The following is a 22,751-nucleotide window of genomic DNA, read 5'->3' as shown; positions in this document are numbered from 1 at the left end:
ACTGCTCTAAAACGACAAAGGCCACCCGAAGGTGGCCTTTGTGCTGGAGCTTGAAGTCAGTCGAAACTTACTTCTTCACTTCCCAGCCAGTCAGCTCGGCCAGGGCCTTGCCGATGTCTGCCAGCGAACGCACGGTTTTCACGCCAGCGTCTTGCAGAGCAGCGAATTTCTCGTCTGCAGTGCCTTTGCCGCCAGAGATGATTGCACCTGCGTGGCCCATGCGCTTGCCCGGAGGAGCAGTCACACCAGCGATGTAGGAAACAACCGGCTTGGTTACGTTGGCCTTGATGTAGGCAGCCGCTTCTTCTTCAGCCGAACCGCCGATCTCGCCGATCATCACGATCGCTTCGGTCTTCGGGTCTTCCTGGAACAGCTTCAGGATGTCGATGAAGTTGGAGCCCGGGATCGGGTCACCGCCGATGCCGACGCAAGTCGACTGACCGAAACCGGCGTCAGTGGTCTGCTTCACAGCTTCGTAGGTCAGGGTGCCGGAACGGGAAACGATACCGACTTTGCCTGGCAAGTGAATGTGACCTGGCATGATGCCGATCTTGCATTCGCCCGGAGTGATCACGCCTGGGCAGTTAGGGCCGATCAGGGTAACACCCAGCTCGTCGCACTTAACCTTCGCGTCCAGCATGTCCAGGGTAGGAATGCCTTCGGTGATGCAGACGATCAGCTTGATGCCGCCGAAAGCCGCTTCCAGGATCGAGTCCTTGCAGAAAGGAGCCGGAACGTAGATCACGCTGGCGGTGGCGCCAGTGGCTTCTACGGCTTCTTTCACGGTGTTGAACACAGGCAGGTTCAGGTGAGTGGTGCCACCTTTGCCTGGAGTCACGCCGCCAACCATTTTGGTGCCGTAGGCAATGGCTTGTTCGGAGTGGAAAGTACCCTGCGCGCCGGTGAAGCCCTGGCAGATGACTTTGGTGTCTTTATTGATCAGGACGCTCATTACTTGCCCTCCGCAGCTTTGACAACTTGTTGAGCAGCGTCGGTCAGGCTGGTAGCAGCGATGATGTTCAAACCGCTTTCTGCCAGTACTTTAGCGCCCAGTTCAGCGTTGTTGCCTTCAAGACGAACAACAACCGGGATTTTCACGCCGACTTCTTTCACGGCGCCGATGATGCCTTCGGCAATCATGTCGCAACGAACGATGCCGCCGAAGATGTTGACCAGTACTGCAGCGACGTTGCTGTCGGACAGGATGATCTTGAAGGCTTCGGTCACGCGCTCTTTGGTAGCACCACCACCTACGTCGAGGAAGTTGGCTGGCTTGCCGCCGTGCAGGTTGACGATGTCCATGGTGCCCATGGCCAGACCGGCACCGTTGACCATGCAGCCGATGTTGCCTTCCAGGGCTACGTAGTTCAGTTCGAACTTGGCAGCGTGCGCTTCGCGCGGATCGTCCTGCGACGGATCGTGGAAAGTCTTCAGCTTAGGCTGACGGTACATGGCGTTGGCGTCGATGTTGATCTTGGCGTCCAGGCAGTGCAGATCGCCGTCAGCCTTGATCACCAGCGGGTTCACTTCCAGCAGAGCCAGGTCGTGATCCTTGAACAGCTTGGCCAGACCTACGAAGATCTTGGCGAACTGAGCAACCTGCTTGCCTTCCAGACCCAGCTGGAACGCCAGCTCGCGACCCTGGAATGGCTGAGCGCCAACCAGTGGATCGATAGTGGCCTTGAGGATTTTTTCTGGAGTGTCGTGAGCGATTTTCTCGATGTCCACGCCACCTTCGGTGGAAGCCATGAACACGATGCGACGGCTCGAACGGTCAACGACAGCGCCCAGGTACAGCTCTTTAGCGATATCAGTGCACGATTCAACCAGGATCTTGGTGACTGGCTGGCCGTTGGCGTCAGTCTGGTAAGTCACCAGACGCTTGCCCAGCCACTGCTGTGCGAAGGCTTTGGCGTCTTCTTTGCTGCGAACCAGCTTTACGCCGCCCGCTTTACCGCGACCACCGGCGTGAACCTGGGCTTTGACAACCCACTCGTTGCCGCCGATTTTGTCGCAAGCTTCCGCTGCTTCTTCCGGGGTGTCTACCGCGTAGCCTTTGGATACTGGCAGGCCGTACTCAGCGAACAGCTGCTTACCCTGATACTCGTGAAGATTCATGCTTTTTACCGTCTTCGTTAGGTACTGCGCATTCGGCGCTGCGCTCGTTATGAGTGCCGCGCCACCTGTGACTGCTGCTTGCGCAGCCTTTCCGGATACCCGGTGCAGCTACGCAAGACTGCGTCCAGCGGACATTCCGCGGTGAGTCTTGCACGCAAGGCTCACGACGGGCCGTACCGCCGTGGTTTCTTATTGTGTCTTAACGCTTCTTGCGGTTGGCAATGTGGATGGCGCCGCCATTCACCGCCAAAGCAGCTTCGTGCAAGGCTTCAGACAGGGTCGGATGGGAGAAAACCATCATGCCCAGGTCTTCAGCGCTGGTGCCGAATTCCATCGCGATCGCGCCTTGCTGAACCAGTTCTGCAGCGCTTGGGCCAATCACATGGACGCCCAATACACGGTCAGTCTTGGCATCGGCGATGACCTTGACGAAACCGCCGGTATCGTTGGCGGCCATTGCGCGGCCGGAGGCTGCGAACGGGAAGGTGCCGACGTTAACTTCAACGCCTTCAGCTTTCAAGGTCTGCTCGGTTTTACCGACCCACGCGATTTCCGGGTGAGTATAAATAACCGAAGGGATCAGGTCATAGTTCATCTGAGCCTTGTGGCCCTTGATGCGCTCGACAACCATGATGCCCTCTTCCGAGGCCTTGTGTGCCAGCATCATGCCGCGAACCACGTCACCGATGGCGTAAACGCCCGGTACGGTGGTGGCACAGTGATCGTCAACGTGCACGAAACCGCGCTCGTCCAGGGTCACACCGCTGTCGGCAGCCAGCAGATCAGTGGTCACCGGACGGCGACCAACGGCTACGATCAGCTTGTCGAAAGTGATGGTCTGTTCGCCGTTGGCATCGGTGTAGTTCACGACGACTTCAGCGCCGTTCACTTTGGAGCCGGTCACGCGAGCGCCCAGCTTGATGTCCAGGCCCTGTTTGGTCAGGGTTTTCAGCGCTTCCTTGGAAACAGCGGTGTCCGCTGCCATCAGGAAGGTGTCCAGGGCTTCCAGGACGGTCACTTCTGCACCCAGACGCGACCATACCGAACCCAGTTCCAGGCCGATCACGCCGGCACCGATCACGCCCAGGCGCTTCGGTACGGTCTGGAATTCCAGAGCGCCAGTCGAGTCGACGATAACGTTCTGGTCAACCGGGGCCGGTGGAATGTCGATTGGGCGCGAACCTGGAGCCAGGATCACGTTTTCGGCTTCGATGACTTCAACCGAACCGTCAGGCTTGGTGACTTCGACTTTCTTGCCGGCCAGCAGTTTGCCGTGGCCCTGGATCGAAGTAACGCCGTTGGCCTTGAACAGGGTGGCAACACCGCCGGTCAGGTTCTTGACGATGCCAGCCTTGCGGCCAACCATCGCAGCGACGTCCATCTTGACTTCGCCGGTCGAGATACCGTGGACGTTGAAGCTTTCTTTCGCTTCCTTGTATTTCCAGGAGCTGTCCAGCAGTGCCTTGGAAGGAATGCAGCCTACGTTCAGGCAGGTGCCGCCCAGGGCTTGCTTGCCTTCAGCATCGGTGTACTTCTCGATGCAGGCAGTGCTCAGACCGAGCTGTGCAGCCTTGATGGCTGCCACGTAGCCGCCAGGGCCAGCACCGATCACTACTACGTCAAATTTCTGCGACATTCAAAAAATCCTCTTTAGCGAAAAGCTTCAGGCCGCAAGCTGCAAGCCGGGCTGCCGTTGCTTGCAGCCCGAAACTTGCAGCTCACAGCTGCTTCAATCAGATATCCAGCAACAGACGAGCCGGATCTTCCAGCAGGTTCTTGATGGTCACCAGGAAGGTTACAGCTTCTTTGCCATCGATCAGACGGTGATCGTAGGACAGTGCCAGGTACATCATCGGACGGATCACGACCTGACCGTTGATGGCCATCGGACGCTGGATGATGTTGTGCATGCCCAGAATCGCTGCCTGCGGCGGGTTGACGATCGGGGTCGACATCATCGAGCCGAAGGTACCACCGTTGGTGATGGTGAACGTACCGCCGGTCATTTCGTCCATCGACAGTTTGCCGTCACGGGCTTTCTTGCCGAAGGTCGCGATGCCGTTTTCGATTTCAGCCAGGCTCATGTGCTCGGCGTTACGCAGAACCGGAACCACCAGGCCACGGTCGCTGGAAACTGCCACACCCACGTCAGCGTAGCCGTGGTAAACGATGTCGTTGCCGTCGATCGAAGCGTTGACCGCCGGGAAGCGTTTCAGCGCTTCGGTAGCCGCTTTCACGAAGAACGACATGAAGCCCAGGCGTACGCCGTTGTGGGACTTCTCGAACAGGTCCTTGTACTTCGAACGTAGCGCCATGACTTCGGTCATGTCGACTTCGTTGAAAGTGGTCAGCATCGCCATGTTCGACTGAGCTTCTACCAGACGCTTGGCGACGGTCGCGCGAACGCGGGTCATCGGCACGCGCTTCTCGACGCGATCGCCAGCGGCGAACACAGGAGCAGCGGCGGCCGGAGCAGCAGCCTTGGCAGGTGCGGCAGCCGGAGCAGCTTTCTTGGCAGCAACAGCAGCAACCACGTCTTCCTTGGTTACGCGACCGCCCTTGCCGGTGCCGGCAACGGAAGCGATGTTGATGCCGTTCTCTTCAGCCAGCTTGCGCGCGGCAGGAGCAGCGATCGGGTCGTCTTCGCCGTCAGCGGCAGCCGGAGCGGCGGCAGCGGCCGGAGCAGCAGCGGCTGCCGGGGCAGCGGCAGCAGCGCCGCCTTCAACGATGGAGCCCAGAACTTCGTCGGACAGAACGGTGTCGCCTTCGCCCTTGACGATTGCGCCCAGCACGCCGTCAGCGGTCGCCAGAACTTCCAGCACGACCTTGTCGGTTTCGATGTCGACGATCAGTTCGTCACGCTTGACGGCGTCGCCCGGTTGTTTGTGCCAGGTGGCAACGGTGCCATCGGCAACCGATTCCGGGAAAGTGGGGGCTTTGATCTCGATAGCCATTATCTGTGGTTCCTTAAATTCGGTTTCAGGTGCGCGAAGGCGTTAAACGGTAAACGCGTCTTGCAGCAGTTTTTCCTGCTGCTCGGCGTGCATCGATGCGTAACCGCATGCAGGTGCAGCAGAAGCCTCGCGGCCCGCGTATTCGAGTACGAGAGACTTGTTGAGGTTGCTGATGCTGCGACGCAGGTGGTGCTGGCTGCAGTACCACGCACCCTGGTTCATCGGCTCTTCCTGGCACCAGACGGCATGTTTGACGTTGGTGTAAGGAGCCAGGACTTCTTTCAAGTCGTCCTCAGGGAATGGGTACAGCTGCTCGATACGCACGATGGCGATATCTTCACGGCCTTCGGCACGGCGTTTTTCCAGCAGGTCGTAGTAGACCTTGCCGCTACACAGAACAACGCGCTCGACCTTTTTCGGGTCCAGGGCATCGATTTCCGGGATCACGGTCTGGAACGAACCATCGGCCAGGTCTTCCAGCGTCGAGATGGCCAGCTTGTGGCGCAGCAGCGACTTCGGAGTCAGGACCACCAGCGGCTTGCGCAGCGGGCGAATCACCTGACGACGCAGCAAGTGGTAGATCTGCGCCGGCGTGGTCGGCATGCACACCTGAATGTTGTGCTCGGCACACAGTTGCAGGTAACGCTCAAGACGTGCCGAGGAGTGCTCAGGACCCTGACCTTCGTAGCCGTGCGGCAGCAGCATGGTCAGACCGCAGAGACGGCCCCACTTGTGCTCGCCGCTGGTGATGAACTGGTCGATCACGACCTGTGCACCGTTGGCGAAGTCACCGAACTGGGCTTCCCAGATCACCAGCGCGTTTGGCGTAGTGGTCGAGTAACCGTATTCGAATGCCAGTACGGCTTCTTCCGACAGGAACGAGTCGTACAGGTCGAAACGCGGCTGACCGTCGTACAGGTTCTTCAGTGGAATGTAGGTGCCGGCGTCTTTCTGGTTGTGCAGAACAGCGTGACGGTGCGAGAACGTACCGCGGCCGATGTCCTGACCGGTCATGCGAATCGGGTGACCTTCGAACGCCAGGGTCGCGTACGCCATGGTTTCGGCGTAACCCCAGTTGATCGGCAGGCCGCCGGCTTGCATCTTCTGACGGTCTTCGTAGATCTTCGCGACCTGACGCTGAACCACGAAGCCTTCCGGAATTTCCAGCAGCTTGGCGGACAGTTCCTGCAGGGTCTTCAAGTCGAAACGGGTGTCGTGACGCGCCGTCCAGGCGTGGCCCAGATACGGACGCCAGTCCACGAACAGCTCTTTGTTCGGCTCTTTGACCAGGCTCTTCACTACGTGCAGACCGTTGTCCAGCGCGTTGCGGTACTCGTCGACCTTGGCCTGAACACGCTCGGCGTCCAGCACACCGCCCTGGATCAGACGATCGGCATACAGCTCACGGGTGGTGCGCTGTTTGGTGATCTGCTGATACATCAGAGGCTGGGTGCCGCTCGGTTCGTCCGCTTCGTTGTGGCCGCGACGACGGTAGCAGACCAGGTCGATCACCACGTCACGCTTGAACTGCATGCGGTAGTCGATGGCCAGCTGGGTCACGAACAACACGGCTTCCGGATCATCACCATTCACATGGAGGATCGGCGCCTGGATCATTTTCGCGACGTCGGTGGCGTACTCGGTGGAACGCGAGTCCAGCGGGTTGCTGATGGTGAAACCGACCTGGTTGTTGATCACGATGTGCACGGTGCCGCCGGTCTTGAAACCGCGGGTCTGCGACATCTGGAAGGTTTCCATCACCACGCCCTGACCTGCGAATGCAGCGTCACCGTGGATGGAGATCGGCAGGACTTTCTCGCCGGTCGGGTCGTTGCGACGATCCTGACGGGCGCGAACCGAACCCTCGACCACCGGGGAAACGATTTCCAGGTGGGACGGGTTGAACGCCATGGCGAGGTGAACTTCACCGCCAGTGGTCATGACGTTGGACGAGAAACCCTGGTGGTACTTAACGTCACCGGAGCCCAGCTCGACCTTCTTCTTGCCTTCGAACTCGTCGAACAGCTCGCGCGGGTTCTTGCCGAAGGTGTTGACCAGCACGTTGAGACGGCCACGGTGGGCCATGCCGATGACGACTTCCTTGGTGCCGTAGGAACCGGAACGCTGGATCAGTTCGTCGAGCATCGGAATCAGGCTTTCGCCGCCTTCCAGGCCGAAACGCTTGGTGCCCGGGTATTTGGTGCCCAGGTATTTTTCCAGCCCTTCACCGGCGGTCACGCGCTCGAGCACGTGAGTCTTGATGTCGGCGGAGTACGTCGGACGACCGCGCACGCTTTCCAGACGCTGCTGGAACCACTGGCGCTGCTCGGAATCGGTGATGTGCGTAAATTCAGCGCCGATGGTGCGGCAATATGTCTGCTGCAACGCTTCGTGAATTTCGCGTAGGCTCGCTTCCTCTTTGCCGATGAACAGGTCGCCGGCACGGAAGGTCGTATCAAGATCGGCATTGGTCAAGCCGTAATGATTGATCGACAGGTCTGCAGGTGCAGGACGCTGCCACAGCCCCAGCGGGTCAAGCTGGGCTGCCTGGTGGCCACGCATACGGTAGGCCTGGATCAATCGCAGCACTTCAACTTGCTTCTTCTCGTGCTCAGTGCTCACGCTTGCGGCGGAAACCGGCTGGGCGCGGCGCTGGTTCTTTGCCAGCAGCACGAAATGATCGCGAATTGTGGAGTGCGAAACATCGGTGGCAGAGTTGCCTTCGGTTGGCAACTTCTGAAAGTAGGTGCGCCACTCTTCTGGCACAGCGTTAGGGTCGTGCAGGTAGAGCTCATAAAGCTCTTCCACATAGGCAGCATTTCCACCGGAAAGGTAGGCGCTGTCCCACATGCGCTGCATCACGCTCTCTTGCATGCTTGGTCACCCTCGGTTAGGGGAACACCACCGGTGTCGACACCGAGCAAGCTTGCAGAAGTCCGAATGCAGCGACCAAAACAAGCCACTTAGGATCACACTGATAGTCCGGGTACCAGCCCGGATGCCCCTGCTTGTCTCATTTCTTCAAAATAAGAGCCGCAGCTTATGACTGCTGCTCTGGTTATAGCCATGGCGCGGGTTGAAGCCCGCGCCGTGACCTTTAGCGGTCCTACGGGTACAGCAGCTGAATCACACGCCGCTCGAGAGCAGCATGTTACGGATGTGACCGATGGCCTTAGTCGGGTTCAGGCCTTTCGGACATACGTTGACGCAGTTCATGATGCCCCGGCAGCGGAATACGCTGAACGGGTCATCGAGCGAAGCCAGACGCTCGGACGTCTTGGTGTCGCGGCTGTCTGCCAGGAAGCGGTACGCTTGCAGCAGTGCGGCCGGGCCCAGGAACTTGTCCGGGTTCCACCAGAAGGACGGGCACGAGGTCGAGCAGCAGGCGCACAGGATGCACTCGTACAGACCATCGAGCTTTTCACGCTCTTCAGGGGACTGCAGACGCTCGATGGCCGGAGCCGGCGTGTCGTTCTGCAGGAATGGCTTAACCTTCTCGTATTGCTTGTAGAAGATGCTCATATCGACGACCAGGTCACGGATAACCGGCAAACCTGGCAGCGGACGAACAACCAACTTGTTGCCTTTCACGACAGCGGACAGTGGCGTGATGCACGCCAGGCCGTTCTTGCCGTTGATGTTCATGCCGTCGGAGCCGCAGACGCCTTCACGGCAGGAGCGACGATAGGAGAAACCTTCGTCCTGCTCTTTGATCAGGGCCAGCACGTCCAGCACCATCAGATCCTTGCCACCGGTGTCGACCTGGAAAACCTGGGTTTTCGGCGCGGAGTCGGTGTCAGGGTTGTAACGATAAACTTCAACTTGCAACATGGCGGTCACCCTTAATAAGTCCGGACTTTAGGTTCGAAAGTCGGAACAGTCTTCGGCGAGAAGTTCACGGCACGCTTGGTGACGCGCTTGTCACCCGGGAAGTACAGGGTGTGGCACAGCCAGTTTTCGTCGTCACGATCTTCGAAGTCTTCACGAGCGTGAGCACCGCGGGACTCTTTACGTACTTCGGCAGCGATGGCAGTAGCTTCAGCCACTTCCAGCAGGTTTTGCAGCTCAAGAGCTTCGATACGTGCAGTGTTGAATGCCTGCGACTTATCGTTGATCTTCACGTTGGCGATGCGCTTGCGCAGATCGGCCAGCTGAGCGATACCTTTCTGCATGTATTCGCCGGTACGGAATACACCGAAATAGTTCTGCATGCAGCTTTGCAGCTCGCGACGCAGGGTGGCGACGTCTTCGCCATCGGTACGCTCGTTGAGGGCGGACAGACGGGCCAGAGCGGCATTGATGTTGGCTTCGGTGGCGTCGTCGTATTCGATACCGTCGGTCAGCGCCTTTTCCAGGTGCAGGCCGGCGGCACGGCCGAATACCACCAGGTCGAGCAGCGAGTTGCCGCCCAGACGGTTGGCACCGTGAACCGATACGCAAGCCACTTCGCCTACCGCGAACAGGCCCGGGATGATGGTGTCGACGCCTTCAGCGTTCTGGGTGATCGCCTGGCCGTGAATGTTGGTGGCAACGCCGCCCATCATATAGTGGCAAGTCGGAACGACCGGAACCGGAGCGACAACCGGGTCAACGTGAGCAAACGTCTTCGACAGTTCGCAGATGCCTGGCAGACGGCTGTGCAGCACTTCCTCGCCCAAGTGGTCGAGTTTGAGCATTACGTGGTCGCCATTCGGACCGCAACCGTTGCCGGCGATGATTTCCTTAACCATCGAGCGGGCAACCACGTCACGACCAGCGAGGTCTTTGGCGTTCGGAGCATAACGCTCCATGAAACGCTCGCCGTGCTTGTTGATCAGGTAACCACCTTCACCACGGCAACCTTCGGTCACCAGAACACCGGCGCCGGCGATGCCGGTCGGGTGGAACTGCCACATTTCGATGTCTTGTACCGGTACGCCTGCACGCAGAGCCATGCCGACGCCGTCACCGGTGTTGATCAGGGCGTTGGTGGTCGAAGCGTAGATACGGCCTGCACCGCCGGTCGCCAGTACGGTGGCTTTCGCGCGGATGTAGGTGGTTTCGCCGGTTTCGATGCAAATGGCAATAACACCGACGAAGTCGCCTGCGTCGTTCTTCACCAGATCGACAGCGTAGTACTCGTTCAGGAACGTGGTACCGGCTTTCAGGTTGCCCTGATAAAGGGTGTGCAGCAGCGCGTGACCGGTACGGTCGGAAGCGGCGCAGGTACGGGCAGCCTGCCCGCCTTTACCGTAATCCTTCGACTGACCGCCGAACGGACGCTGGTAGATACGGCCTTGTTCGGTACGCGAGAATGGCAGACCCATGTGGTCCAGCTCGAAAACGGCAGCCGGGCCTTCCTGACACATGTATTCGATAGCGTCCTGGTCACCGATGTAGTCGGAACCCTTGACGGTATCGTACATGTGCCAGCGCCAGTCATCGTTCGGGTCGGCGGACGCGATCGCGCAGGTGATGCCGCCCTGGGCGGATACAGTGTGCGAACGGGTCGGGAAAACCTTGGTGATCACGGCAGTCTTGTGACCGCCCTGTGCCAGTTGCAGCGCAGCGCGCATGCCGGCACCGCCACCACCAATAATGATGGCGTCGAAAGAAATCGTTGGAATGTTAGCCATGACTCAGATACCCCAGAGAATCTGCACACCCCAGACGAAGTAAGCGAACATCGCAACGCCGCATACTGCCTGGAAAAGGAAACGTACTGCAGTCGCCGATTTGCCCAGCGCCATTGGCGTCAGGTAGTCGGTCGCGATGGTCCACATGCCGACCCAGGCGTGAGCGCCCAGGGCAACGAGTGCCAGCAGACTGAAGATACGCATCGCATTGTGGGCGAACAGACCGTGCCATTGCTCATAGCCAATGCCGGGGTTCGCGGCGAGGTAGCCGATCAGAAAAATGAAATAAGCCGCGAGAACGACCGCAGACACACGCTGTGCCATCCAGTCATAGAGGCCCGAACGCGAAAGGTTCGTAACGCTGGTTACCATATCCAAACTCCTGCCAGAACGATCAGCACCACGGAAACGGCGATGATAATTTTCGAGCCCAGGCGGCCGCCTTCCAGCGTCTCACCGATGCCCATGTCCATGATCAAGTGGCGCACACCGGCAACCAGGTGATACAGAAGAGCGGACAGGAGGCCCCATGCTACGAACTTGGCCAGCGGACTGGTCAAGCATGCCTTCACCTCGACATAACCTTCCTCGGAACCCAGGGATTTGCCCAATGCATAAAGCATGATGCCAAGGCCCAGGAAGAGGATGATGCCGGAAACACGGTGAAGAAACGACGTAACGCCGGTGATGGGGAGTTTGATGGTCCTTAGGTCTAGGTTTACAGGTCGTTGGCTTTTCACGGCTTTTTTTTCACACTGAAGAGCCCCTAACAATCAGGGCAAAGTTGTTGGGGAGTGCACTGGTCAGGTAACCACCACCCAGGGATGCGACCCCCAATGAAAGCAAGCCCAAAAGCCCTTGGCGGTCGGTCGCCGAGTATAGACAGTTAGGCTACTAATGACAACGCAATCGCCTACCCCCAATAGCTGATTGCACAAGTCGTATAAAAGGCGTAAATGGCAGGCAATTTCGAGGAAAAAGTCCGGTTAAAGCCTTCTGGAGCAAGACTTTAGGCAAATTGACATTCGAATTTATCTCACTATAGTGGTGCGGGCCCTGCGTGGGGGGTCTGTCTGATGATTTCAAGCATAAATAGGAGGCCACATGGCTGACAAAAAAGCGCAGTTGATCATCGAGGGCGCAGCCCCCGTCGAGCTGCCCATTTTAACCGGCACCGTTGGTCCCGATGTTATCGATGTTCGGGGCCTGACGGCCACGGGCCGCTTCACTTTCGACCCCGGTTTCATGTCGACCGCTTCCTGCGAATCGAAGATCACCTATATCGACGGCGATAACGGCATCCTGCTGCACCGCGGTTACCCGATCGAACAGCTGGCTGAAAAGTCGGACTATCTGGAAACCTGCTATCTGCTACTCAACGGCGAGCTGCCGACCGCAGAACAGAAGGCCCAGTTCGTCAGCACCGTGAAAAACCACACCATGGTTCACGAGCAGCTGAAAACCTTCTTCAACGGCTTCCGTCGCGACGCCCACCCGATGGCCGTCATGTGCGGCGTAGTCGGCGCTCTCTCGGCCTTCTACCACGACTCCCTGGACATCAATAACCCGCAGCATCGCGAAATCTCCGCGATCCGTCTGGTTGCCAAGATGCCTACCCTGGCGGCGATGGTTTACAAGTACTCCATGGGTCAACCCATGATGTACCCGCGCAACGACCTGACGTACGCGGAAAACTTCCTGCACATGATGTTCAACACCCCGTGCGAGATCAAACCGATCAGCCCGGTGCTCGCCAAGGCCATGGACCGGATCTTCATCCTCCATGCCGACCACGAGCAGAACGCTTCGACCTCCACCGTGCGTCTGGCGGGCTCCTCGGGCGCCAACCCGTTCGCCTGTATCGCCGCCGGCATCGCTGCACTGTGGGGCCCTGCCCACGGCGGTGCGAACGAAGCCGTACTGACCATGCTCGATGAAATCGGCGATGTTTCGAACATCGACAAGTTCATCGCCAAGGCCAAGGACAAGAACGATCCGTTCAAGCTGATGGGCTTCGGTCACCGCGTCTACAAGAACCGCGACCCACGCGCGACGGTCATGAAGCAGACCTGCGACGAAGTGCTGAAGGAACTGGGCATCAACAACGATCCGCAACTCGAACTGGCCATGCGCCTGGAAGAGATCGCCCTGACCGACCCGTACTTCATCGAACGCTCGCTGTACCCGAACGTCGACTTCTACTCGGGGATCATCCTCAAGGCGATCGGCATTCCAACCAGCATGTTCACCGTGATCTTCGCCCTGGCACGTACTGTCGGCTGGATCTCCCACTGGAAAGAAATGCTCTCCAGCCCGTACAAGATCGGCCGTCCGCGCCAGCTGTACACCGGCTACGAGTCGCGTGACATCACCAAGCTGGAAGACCGCAAATAAGACCTGTCTTGCGATAACGTCTTGAGCTGTATCGAAAACGGCCTCCATGTGAATGGGGGCCGTTTTTGTTTGGTTTCAGCGGCCTTTGGGCCGACTGTTTTTTGGTTGACTGGGGGCATATCCGTTGCTGCGGGTGCTGCCGCTGGCGGTTTCGCTCTTACAGCGAGTCACTTTTGACAAACGCCTCAAAAGTAACCAAAAAGTCTTGGCCCCGGCGTACGGCACTTCGCTTAGGCTCAGTGTTCCCTCGCTACGGTGCCCATCAGGGGGCATCGCCTCCGGCTTGCTTCGCTGCACCTCCTCTCGATGTATGCGGCTTCGCCGCACGGCGCTGCGCGCCTACCCCCTGATGAACACCTCCGCTCGGCCTGCCGAAGGGGCAAAAATCAAAAGCCAGAGCCAGAGCCAGAGCCAGAGCCAGAGCCAGAGCCAGAGCCAGAGCCAGAGCAAAAGCAAAAGCAAAAGCCAGATCAAGAGCCACCCACCACACACCACGATGAGCGTTAGCTCGAGCAAAGCTTTTGATCTCAAGGCCCGTCGGCAGGCTGAGTGGAGGGATTGATCCGGGGGTGGGAGCGCAGCGACCGTTTGGCGAAGCCAAACACATCGAGAGGAGGTGCAGCGAAGCAAACCGGAGGCGATGCCCCCGGATCGATCCCGGAGCGAAGGAACCCGAGCCACAGCGAGGGCCGAACGTCAGGGTAAAGCCTTTTGGGTTACCTTTTCGGCGTTTGGAAAAGGTGACTCGCCGTCAGGGCGAAACCCTAAGAAGCCGTTACCGCAGCAACGGATATGTACCCAATCAAAAAACCACACCAAGCCGTCCGATAACCGCCCACAAAAGAAATGCCCCGATCTCACGACCGGGGCATTTCACTTGAAGCTCACAACTTGAAGCTTGCAGCTCTGCTTTTAATGCGAAACCGCCCCGCTAGCCCCCAACCCAGTCTGCGAACGCACAAACTGCGGATGGAACAGCTCACGCTCTTTATCCGCCGCTGCGGACTTGTCGGTAACCGAGAAGAACCAGATACCGATGAAGGCAATGATCATCGAGAACAGCGCCGGGTACTCGTACGGGAAGATCGCCTTCTCGTGATGCAGAATCTGCACCCAGATGGTCGGGCCGAGGATCATCAGCCCCACCGCACTCACCAGCCCCAGCCAGCCGCCGATCATCGCGCCACGGGTGGTCAGCTTCTTCCAGTACATCGAAAGCAGCAGCACCGGGAAGTTGCAGCTCGCCGCTATGGAGAACGCCAGGCCGACCATGAACGCAATGTTCTGGCTTTCGAACAGGATGCCCAAGCCGATAGCCAACACACCGAGTGCGACGGTGGTGATCTTCGAAACGCGGATTTCATCTTTTTCGTTGGCCTTGCCCTTCTTGACCACGCTGGCATAAAGGTCGTGAGACACCGCCGAAGCGCCGGCCAGGGTCAGCCCCGCCACCACGGCAAGAATGGTCGCGAACGCTACCGCCGAGATGAAGCCGAGGAAAATGCTGCCACCCACCGCGTTGGCCAGGTGGACCGCCGCCATGTTGTTGCCGCCGAGCAGAGCGCCCGCTGCATCCTTGAATGCCGGGTTGGTGCTGACCAGCAGGATCGCGCCGAAGCCGATGATGAAGGTCAGGATGTAGAAGTAACCAATGAAACCGGTAGCGTACAGCACGCTCTTACGCGCTTCCTTGGCATCGCTCACCGTGAAGAAGCGCATCAGGATGTGCGGCAGGCCAGCCGTACCGAACATCAGCGCCAGACCCAGGGAGAACGCCGAAATCGGATCTTTCACCAGGCCGCCCGGGCTCATGATCGCCTCACCTTTGGGGTGAACCTTGATCGCCTCGGAGAACAGCGTGTTGAAGTCGAAGTTGACGTGCTTCATCACCATCAGCGCCATGAACGACGCGCCGGAGAGCAGCAAGACAGCCTTGATGATCTGCACCCAGGTGGTCGCCAGCATGCCGCCGAACAGCACGTAGAGGCACATCAGGATACCGACCAGAATCACCGCGACGTGGTAGTCGAGGCCGAACAGCAGCTGGATCAGCTTGCCGGCACCGACCATTTGCGCGATCAGGTAGAACGCCACCACCACCAGCGAACCGCAGGCCGACAGGGTGCGGATCTGGGTTTGCCCGAGACGATAGGACGCCACGTCGGCAAAGGTGTATTTACCCAGGTTGCGCAGACGCTCGGCGATCAGGAACAGAATGATCGGCCAGCCCACCAGGAAGCCGATCGAGTAGATCAGGCCGTCGTAGCCGGAGGTGAACACCAGCGCGGAAATCCCCAGGAAGGACGCCGCCGACATGTAGTCACCGGCAATCGCCAGACCGTTCTGGAAACCGGTGATCTTGCCGCCCGCCGCATAGTAGTCGGCCGCCGACTTGTTGCGCTTGGAGGCCCAGTAGGTGATGCACAGGGTCGCGCCGACGAACACCACGAACATGACGATCGCGGAAACGTTGAGCGGTTGTTTATGGACTTCGCCGGTCAGGGCGTCAGCGGCCCAGACGGCTGGAGCGAACGCTGCGATGCTCAAAAGAGCCAGTAGACGCCGGATCATTGCTGAGCCTCCTTGAGAATCGCATTGTTCAGGTCGTCGAACTCGCCATTGGCGCGACGCACGTAGATGCCGGTCAGGACAAAGGCCGAAACGATCAGGCCGACACCGAGCGGAATGCCCCAGGTGATGGATGATTCAGGACTGAGTTTCGCCCCGAGCACTTGCGGCCCGTAAGCGATCAGAAGGATGAAGGCGGAGTAAAGCCCGAGCATGATCGCCGAGAGTATCCAGGCGAATCGTTCTCTTTTCTTGACCAGCTCCTTGAAGCGCGGGCTGTTCTGAATAGAGAGGTAAATGCTGTCGTTCATTGTTTTTATCCTCGCAGCACAGATTATTGTTGGAACGATATCCACTGTATGCGGCTGCGAGCGCGGTTCCAGACGACCTTAGTAGTAGAACGCCATGACACAAATGCCATTTTCCAGCACACCCGAAAAGCAATGTGGGAGCGGGCTTGCTCGCGAAGGCGTCGTATCAGTCCACCCATCAGTCGACTGACAGACCGCCATCGCGGGCAGGCCCGCTCCCACAGTTTTAACGCCTGGTGGCTGTTATTTGGTCCAGTCGGCTACGCGATCAGGGTGCTTGGCAACCCAATCCTTGGCCGCCGCTTCAGGCTTGGCGCCGTCCTGGATCGCCAGCATGACCTGGCCGATTTCATCCTTCGATGCCCACTGGAAGTTCTTCAGGAACTTGGCGACTTCCGGAGCCTTGGTATCCAGCTCTTTGCTGCCGATGCTGTTCACGGTTTCCGCCGCGCCATACACGCCTTTCGGGTCTTCGAGGAAGCGCAGTTTCCACTTGGCGAACATCCAGTGCGGCACCCAGCCGGTCACGGCGATCGACTCGTTCTTTTTCTCGGCGCGGGTCAGCTCGGCGATCATGCCGGCGCCGGAGCTGGCCTTGAGGTTGTAGCCGGTCAGGTCGTAATCCTTGATTGCCTGGTCGGTCTTGAGCATCACGCCCGAGCCGGCGTCGATGCCGACAATGCGCTTCTTGAAGCTGTCATCGGTTTTCAGGTCTTCGATGGACTTGGCTTTGACGTACTCCGGCACGATCAGGCCGATTTTCGCATCCTTGAAGTTCGGGCCGTAGTCGACGACCTGATCCTTGTTCTTCGCCCAATACTCACCGTGAGTGACTGGCAGCCAGGCCGAAAGCATGGCGTCGAGTTTGCCAGTAGCCACGCCTTGCCACATGATCCCGGTGGCGACGGCTTGCAGTTTCACGTCGTAGCCGAGCTTCTGCTTGATCACTTCAGCCGCTACGTGGGTGGTCGCGACGCTGTCGGACCAGCCGTCAACGTAACCGATGTTCAGGGTCTTGGTTTCTGCACTGGCCAGCGTGGAGCCCATCGCAAGTACCAGTGCGGCACCTGCGCCTAAAAGTCGTCGCATCTTCATCGTTACTTCCCCGAAATGCTGCGCCCGACGGATGCCGGACGGCGTCAACGTATTGTTATGGTGCTCGGCGCCCCCATCACGCCCGACCGCAAACTCGTGCGAACATCAGCGGAGTACTGACGGCTTCGATCATCAACCTCACGCCGTCGACGACCTGCTCTGCCAGCGACCTCAAGGCAACGAGAAACGACATCAGAAAGCCATTAATGTGGCGCCGGGAAATCCCATCGGGCAATCCGCCCGAACTTTGCATGACAAAATCATGCGAGGCCCCAAGCCCGCATTAAATGCAGGTAACATGCGTCGCTTTGCAGCCACCCGGCCTGACCATGTCCGCGACCTCCCGCTTCCCCTTTCTGCCTTATCTGTTCGCTTGCCTGCTCGGGCTGTTTGCCCTCGGCGGCTTCTGGTATGGCCTCGGCCAACCGGTGATCCTGCCGGATGTCGCGACCCCGACCCACAAGTTGCAATGCGCCTCCTACACCCCGTTCGACAAGGACCAGTCGCCGTTCGACGTGCCGTTCAAACTGCGCCCCGAGCGCATGGACGCCGACCTCGCACTGCTGGCAACGCGCTTCGAATGCATCCGCACCTACTCGATGACCGGCCTCGAAGCGTTGCCGGATCTGGCGCGCAAGCACGGCTTGAAGTTGATGATCGGCGCCTGGATCAACAGCAACCCGGTGGACACGGAAAAGGAAGTCGACCTGCTGATCGCCTCGGCCAACGCCAACCCGGACGTGGTCAGCGCGGTGATCGTCGGCAACGAAGCACTGCTGCGCAAGGAAGTAACCGGCGCGCAACTGGCCCGGCTCATCAATAAGGTCAAGGCGCACGTCAAGCAACCGGTGACGTACGCCGACGTCTGGGAGTTCTGGCTCAAGCACCCGGAAGTCGCGCCGGCGGTGGATTTCCTGACCATTCACTTGCTGCCGTACTGGGAAGATGACCCGTCGAACATCGACGCCGCGCTGCAGCACGTAGCGGATGTGCGCCGGGCGTTCGGGATCAGGTTCGCGCCCAAGGACGTGCTGATTGGCGAAACCGGCTGGCCGAGTGAGGGACGCCAGCGCGAGACCGCCCTGCCGAGCCGGGTCAACGAGGCCAAGTTCATTCGTGGCTTCGTCACCCTGGCCGAGCAACAGGGCTGGCATTACAACCTGATCGAAGCCTTCGACCAACCGTGGAAACGTGCCAGCGAAGGCGCGGTCGGCGGTTATTGGGGGCTGTTCGATGCCGATCGCCAGGACAAGGGCGTACTCGCCGGCCCCGTGTCGAACGTGCCGTACTGGTCGCAATGGCTGGCGGTTGGCGGCCTGATATTTCTGGGGACGCTGCTGCTCGGCGGACGGGTTCGCAGCACGCGCTCGGCGCTGGTGCTGCCGTTGCTCGGCGCCCTCGCCGCCTGCTCGATCGGTGCTTGGGGTGATCTGGCCCGGCTGACGACGCGATTCGCCAGCGAATGGCTGTGGGTCGGATTGCTGACGATTCTGAATCTGCTGGTGCTGGCCCATGCCGCGCTGACCCTGAGCGCCCGCGATGGCTGGCGCGCACGGGTTTTCGACGTCTTCGAGCGGCATGCCGGGTGGCTGGTGGCGGTTTCAGGGTTCGCAGCGGCGGTGATGATGCTGGAACTGGTGTTCGATCCGCGCTATCGCAGCTTTCCGAGTGTCGCGCTGATTCTGCCGGCACTGGTTTACCTGTGCCGCCCGGTGTCGGTGGCACGTCGGGAAATTGCCCTGCTGACGTTCATCATCGGCGCCGGGATTGCGCCGCAGTTGTTCCGTGAAGGCTTGCAGAATCAGCAGGCCTGGGGGTGGGCGCTGGTCAGCGTGCTGATGGTGGCTGCGTTGTGGCGCTGTCTGCGGGTTCGCAAGGGCTGACTTTCAGCGCAGCCTCTGGCCCTTTCGTGGGCAAGCCCACTCCCACACTGGATCTGTGTTGTTCACGATTCCCTGTGGTGCTTGCTCGCGAAGGCTGACTGTCAGGCGCTGCGCGAAGCCCTGACCAGCCGCAACCCGGCAATCACCACGGCAAACACCGCCAGCGTCGTGTTGTACAACGCCAGCGCCGGCAATCCGCACAGCAGCGCCAGAACCGCCAGCCACCACCCTGCCCGTCCCGGCAGCACGAAACCGACCAGCGCAGTTCCAAGCGCCGCCCATCCCAGCACCTTGAAATGAATCATCAGCCCGAGAGTGGAACGCACCTGGCATTCCCAGCGGCTCGCCTCATCGACGCAGATGCCGACCCACTGTCCGTCCTCCATGAAGCCATAACGCGCGCCATAACTGGCGGCCAGCCATAACGGCAACAGCACGAGCAACAGAATCACGGGCAAACGGCGGGACATGGAACACTCCAATCGATGAAATCGCCGGCCAGCTTAATCTGCCGCCATCCATACGCAAGCAATAACAACTGTTAACTGTTCATCCAGACCGTGCAAAGTGTATCGTCCAGCTACTATTACCCCCGAAATACGTCCGTTTGGCGCCGTACATGGCACTTTGGCGCAAACCTTGTGGTCATAGCCTGCGAACTTCATTCGGCACCTTCCTTTAAGGGATCCAGTCATGCTCCGTTCCTTGCGCTTCGCCGCCCTGTTTGGCGGCCTTATTCTGAGTGCGTCCGCACTGGCGGTGGATATCGACGCCGCCAGTTATGGCTATCCCCTGACCAACCCGTTCGAAGCGACCATCGCCACCACGCCGCCGGACCTGCGCCCGGAACTGCCGCTTGACGACGACATCAACCAGACCGACCGCAGCATCACTCTGCGCCCGGAACGTGAGTTCATCCTGCCGGACAACTTCTGGGCAGTGAAAAAGCTGACCTATCGCATCGCCACCCAGGACAAGGCCGCGCCGCTGATCTTCCTGATCGCCGGCACCGGTGCGCGCTACGACAGCACACTCAACGAGTACCTGAAAAAGCTCTATTACAAGGCTGGCTACCACGTCGTGCAGCTGTCATCGCCGACCAGTTTCGACTTCATGAGCGCCGCCTCGCGCTTCGCCACGCCGGGCGTGACCAAGGAGGACGCCGAAGACATGTACCGGGTGATGCAGGCCGTGCGGGCGCAGAACCCCAAAGTGCCGGTCACCGACTATTACCTCAGCGGCTACAGCCTCGGCGCCCTGGATGCCGCATTCGTCGCGCATCTGGACGAAACCCGACGCAGTTTCAACTTCAAGAAAGTCCTGCTGCTCAATCCGCCGGTCAACCTCTACACCTCGGTCACCAACCTCGACAAACTGGTGCAGACCGAGGTCAAGGGCATCAACAACAGCACCACGTTCTATGAACTGGTGCTGGGCAAACTGACCCGCTACTTCCAGCAGAAGGGCTACATCGACCTCAACGATGCGCTGCTCTATGACTTCCAGCAGTCCAAGCAACACCTGAGCAACGAGCAGATGGCGATGCTGATCGGCACCTCGTTCCGCTTCTCGGCGGCGGACATCGCCTTCACCTCGGACCTGATCAACCGCCGCGGCCTGATCACCCCGCCGAAATTCCCGATCACCGAAGGCACCAGCCTCACGCCGTTCCTCAAGCGCGCGCTGCAATGCGACTTCGACTGCTACCTGACCGAACAAGTGATTCCGATGTGGCGCGCCCGCACCGACGGCGGCAGCCTGCTGCAACTGATCGATCAGGTCAGCCTGTATGCGCTCAAGGATTATCTGCACGACAGCCCGAAAATCGCCGTGATGCACAACGCCGACGACGTGATCCTCGGCCCGGGCGACCTCGGTTTCCTGCGCAGGACATTCGGTGATCGTCTGACGGTTTATCCGCTGGGTGGCCATTGCGGCAACCTTAACTACCGCGTCAACAGCGACGCCATGCTGGAGTTCTTCCGTGGCTAAATATCTCCTGCTGATCGCAGCGTTACTCAGTGCAGGCGTGGCCCAGGCTGACAACAGCAAAGCCAATGCACCGGTGGTGGTCGACAGCGATGGCTTCAAGGAGCCGCTGTCCAAACTCAAGTTCAACCCGGGGCTGGATCAGCGCGAATTCGAGCGCTCCACCCTCAGCGCGCTGAACGTGTATGACCCGCTGGAGTCGTGGAACCGCCGCGTCTATCACTTCAACTACCGTTTCGACCAATGGGTGTTTCTGCCGGTGGTCGACGGTTACCGCTACGTGACCCCAGGCTTCGTGCGCACCGGCGTGAGCAACTTCTTCAACAACCTGGGCGACGTGCCGAACCTGGTCAACAGCCTGTTGCAGTTCAAGGGCAAGCGCTCGATGGAAACCACTGCGCGCCTGTTGCTCAACACCACCATCGGCATCGCCGGCCTGTGGGACCCGGCCACCGCCATGGGCCTGCCGCGCCAGAGTGAAGACTTCGGCCAGACCCTGGGCTTCTACGGCGTTCCCGGCGGTGCCTACTTCGTGCTGCCGATCCTCGGCCCGTCGAACCTGCGCGATACCGCCGGCCTGGCCGTCGACTACACCGCCGAGTCGGCGATCAACTATTTGAACGTCTCCGAAGTCAGTTCCAACCACCCGGAAATCTGGGCACTGCGCGCCGTCGACAAGCGCTACCAGACCAGCTTCCGCTACGGCCAGCTGAACTCGCCGTTCGAGTACGAGAAGGTGCGTTACGTGTACACCGAGTCGCGTAAGTTGCAGATTGCCGAGTAAAAACGGCAGGTAAAAAAAGGGCCATTCGATGTGAATCGAATGGCCCTTTTTTCTGCACCTATTGTGGGAGCGCTCAGCCTTTCATTGATTTGCAGATTTTGCTGAATACCGAAACCACCGCCAGCACCACCGCACCCGCGACAATCCCCGCCACACCATTGAGCAACAGCGGCACCACAAACCCGGCACCGCCCGCCGCTGCGCTGACGCCTTCGATCCAGTGATGCACCACCGGCACGCCATGGGTCAGGATGCCGCCGCCGACCAGGAACATCGCTGCCGTGCCGATCACCGACAGACCCTTCATCATGTAAGGCGCTGCACGCAGGATGCCGTTGCCGATGCTTTTAGCCATTTGCCCGGGCTTCTGGGTCAGCCACAGGCCGAGGTCGTCGAGTTTGACGATGCCGGCCACCAGGCCATAGACGCCCACGGTCATGACGATGGCGATGCCGGACATCACGATCACCTGCTGGGTCAGCGAGGCATCAGCCACGGTGCCGAGGGTGATGGCGATGATTTCTGCCGAGAGGATGAAGTCGGTGCGGATCGCACCTTTGATCTTGTCCTTTTCATAGGCCACCAGATCGGTCGCAGGATCAGCCACCGCCTCAACCAGTTGCGCGTGCTCGGCTTCGTCTTCCGCCTTGCTGTGCAGAAACGTGTGCGCGAGCTTCTCGAAGCCTTCGAAACACAGGTACGCGCCACCGACCATCAGCAACGGCGTCACCAGCCACGGCACGAACGCACTGATGGCCAGCGCCGACGGCACCAGGATCAGCTTGTTGACGAACGAGCCTTTGGCCACCGCCCACACCACCGGGATTTCCCGCTCGGCACGCACGCCAGAGACCTGCTGGGCGTTGAGCGCCAAGTCATCGCCGAGCACCCCGGCGGTCTTCTTCGCGGCCATTTTGGTCATCAACGCAACGTCGTCCAGAACAGTGGCGATGTCGTCGATCAGCACCAGCAAACTGCTTCCTGCCATGGGTCAGGCTTCCCTACGTGAAAAAAGTGCGCGCAGCATACCGTGCCGCGAC

The 22,751-nt window shown here is 59.5% G+C and carries 18 protein-coding genes; 4 read left to right on the top strand and 14 right to left on the bottom strand.

What is annotated here, in order from left to right:
- Window positions 1-67: 67 nt before the first annotated feature.
- The 9 genes from sucD to sdhC form a co-directional block, all read right to left on the bottom strand.
- Window positions 68-952: a succinate--CoA ligase subunit alpha gene (gene sucD, locus N8H74_RS20985; RefSeq protein ID WP_011333119.1), complete on the bottom strand. Its 885-nt coding sequence runs from the start codon at window positions 950-952 to the stop codon at window positions 68-70.
- Complete coding sequence (gene sucC / locus N8H74_RS20980) at window positions 952-2,118, bottom strand: ADP-forming succinate--CoA ligase subunit beta (RefSeq protein WP_217832133.1); 1,167 nt, start codon at window positions 2,116-2,118, stop codon at window positions 952-954. Before sucC ends, sucD begins: the two co-directional genes overlap by 1 nt.
- Before the next feature lie 199 nt (window positions 2,119-2,317).
- Window positions 2,318-3,754 (bottom strand): dihydrolipoyl dehydrogenase, encoded by a 1,437-nt coding sequence (gene lpdA / locus N8H74_RS20975; protein WP_217832134.1) that lies wholly within the window; start codon window positions 3,752-3,754, stop codon window positions 2,318-2,320.
- Between the two features lie 97 nt (window positions 3,755-3,851).
- On the bottom strand, window positions 3,852-5,072 hold the full coding sequence (odhB, locus tag N8H74_RS20970) for a 2-oxoglutarate dehydrogenase complex dihydrolipoyllysine-residue succinyltransferase (protein ID WP_217832135.1): 1,221 nt from the start codon (window positions 5,070-5,072) through the stop codon (window positions 3,852-3,854).
- 42 nt (window positions 5,073-5,114) lie between these two features.
- On the bottom strand, window positions 5,115-7,946 hold the full coding sequence (locus N8H74_RS20965; protein WP_217832137.1) for a 2-oxoglutarate dehydrogenase E1 component: 2,832 nt from the start codon (window positions 7,944-7,946) through the stop codon (window positions 5,115-5,117).
- 252 nt (window positions 7,947-8,198) lie between these two features.
- On the bottom strand, window positions 8,199-8,903 hold the full coding sequence (locus N8H74_RS20960) for a succinate dehydrogenase iron-sulfur subunit (RefSeq protein ID WP_217832139.1): 705 nt from the start codon (window positions 8,901-8,903) through the stop codon (window positions 8,199-8,201).
- Between the two features lie 11 nt (window positions 8,904-8,914).
- Entirely contained in the window at window positions 8,915-10,687 is a 1,773-nt protein-coding gene (gene sdhA / locus N8H74_RS20955) for a succinate dehydrogenase flavoprotein subunit (RefSeq protein WP_217832141.1), read from the bottom strand.
- A 3-nt stretch (window positions 10,688-10,690) separates the two neighbouring features.
- Window positions 10,691-11,059 (bottom strand): succinate dehydrogenase, hydrophobic membrane anchor protein, encoded by a 369-nt coding sequence (gene sdhD, locus N8H74_RS20950; RefSeq protein ID WP_055137329.1) that lies wholly within the window; start codon window positions 11,057-11,059, stop codon window positions 10,691-10,693.
- Window positions 11,053-11,427, bottom strand: coding sequence for a succinate dehydrogenase, cytochrome b556 subunit (gene sdhC / locus N8H74_RS20945; protein WP_055137330.1), 375 nt, complete (start codon window positions 11,425-11,427; stop codon window positions 11,053-11,055). The genes sdhD and sdhC overlap by 7 nt, the downstream gene beginning before the upstream one ends.
- A 364-nt stretch (window positions 11,428-11,791) precedes the next feature.
- Here sdhC and gltA point away from each other — a divergent pair, with 364 nt between their 5' ends.
- Window positions 11,792-13,081 (top strand): citrate synthase, encoded by a 1,290-nt coding sequence (gltA, locus tag N8H74_RS20940; protein ID WP_003222994.1) that lies wholly within the window; start codon window positions 11,792-11,794, stop codon window positions 13,079-13,081.
- Window positions 13,082-13,993: 912 nt separating this feature from the next.
- On the opposite strand, the gene N8H74_RS20935 is transcribed toward gltA, so the two are convergent.
- The 3 genes from N8H74_RS20935 to N8H74_RS20925 form a co-directional block, all read right to left on the bottom strand.
- Window positions 13,994-15,652, bottom strand: a complete 1,659-nt coding sequence (locus tag N8H74_RS20935; protein WP_217832142.1) for a cation acetate symporter — start codon at window positions 15,650-15,652, stop codon at window positions 13,994-13,996.
- Window positions 15,649-15,960: a DUF485 domain-containing protein gene (locus tag N8H74_RS20930; protein ID WP_217832144.1), complete on the bottom strand. Its 312-nt coding sequence runs from the start codon at window positions 15,958-15,960 to the stop codon at window positions 15,649-15,651. Before N8H74_RS20930 ends, N8H74_RS20935 begins: the two co-directional genes overlap by 4 nt.
- Before the next feature lie 243 nt (window positions 15,961-16,203).
- The gene (locus N8H74_RS20925; RefSeq protein WP_217832146.1) at window positions 16,204-17,055 is read right to left on the bottom strand and encodes a glycine betaine ABC transporter substrate-binding protein; all 852 of its coding nucleotides are present in this window, start codon (window positions 17,053-17,055) and stop codon (window positions 16,204-16,206) included.
- Window positions 17,056-17,342: 287 nt separating this feature from the next.
- Here N8H74_RS20925 and N8H74_RS20920 point away from each other — a divergent pair, with 287 nt between their 5' ends.
- Window positions 17,343-18,938, top strand: a complete 1,596-nt coding sequence (locus N8H74_RS20920) for a beta (1-6) glucans synthase (protein WP_262149944.1) — start codon at window positions 17,343-17,345, stop codon at window positions 18,936-18,938.
- A gap of 101 nt (window positions 18,939-19,039) precedes the next feature.
- On the opposite strand, the gene N8H74_RS20915 is transcribed toward N8H74_RS20920, so the two are convergent.
- Entirely contained in the window at window positions 19,040-19,408 is a 369-nt protein-coding gene (locus tag N8H74_RS20915) for a hypothetical protein (protein WP_217832150.1), read from the bottom strand.
- Between the two features lie 223 nt (window positions 19,409-19,631).
- On the opposite strand from N8H74_RS20915, the gene N8H74_RS20910 reads away from it, so the two are divergent.
- Entirely contained in the window at window positions 19,632-20,930 is a 1,299-nt protein-coding gene (locus N8H74_RS20910) for a serine/threonine protein kinase (protein ID WP_217832152.1), read from the top strand.
- Complete coding sequence (locus tag N8H74_RS20905; protein ID WP_217832153.1) at window positions 20,923-21,711, top strand: VacJ family lipoprotein; 789 nt, start codon at window positions 20,923-20,925, stop codon at window positions 21,709-21,711. The genes N8H74_RS20910 and N8H74_RS20905 overlap by 8 nt, the downstream gene beginning before the upstream one ends.
- Before the next feature lie 73 nt (window positions 21,712-21,784).
- Here the strand turns inward: N8H74_RS20905 and N8H74_RS20900 are convergent, their stop codons facing one another.
- On the bottom strand, window positions 21,785-22,699 hold the full coding sequence (locus tag N8H74_RS20900; protein ID WP_262149941.1) for a DUF808 domain-containing protein: 915 nt from the start codon (window positions 22,697-22,699) through the stop codon (window positions 21,785-21,787).
- Window positions 22,700-22,751 lie beyond the last annotated feature (52 nt).

Origin of the sequence: Pseudomonas sp. B2M1-30 (genome assembly GCF_025447575.1) — a bacterium.
Taxonomy (GTDB): Bacteria; Pseudomonadota; Gammaproteobacteria; order Pseudomonadales; family Pseudomonadaceae; genus Aquipseudomonas; species Aquipseudomonas botevensis.
This window is presented reverse-complemented; position numbering and strand designations above follow the sequence as displayed.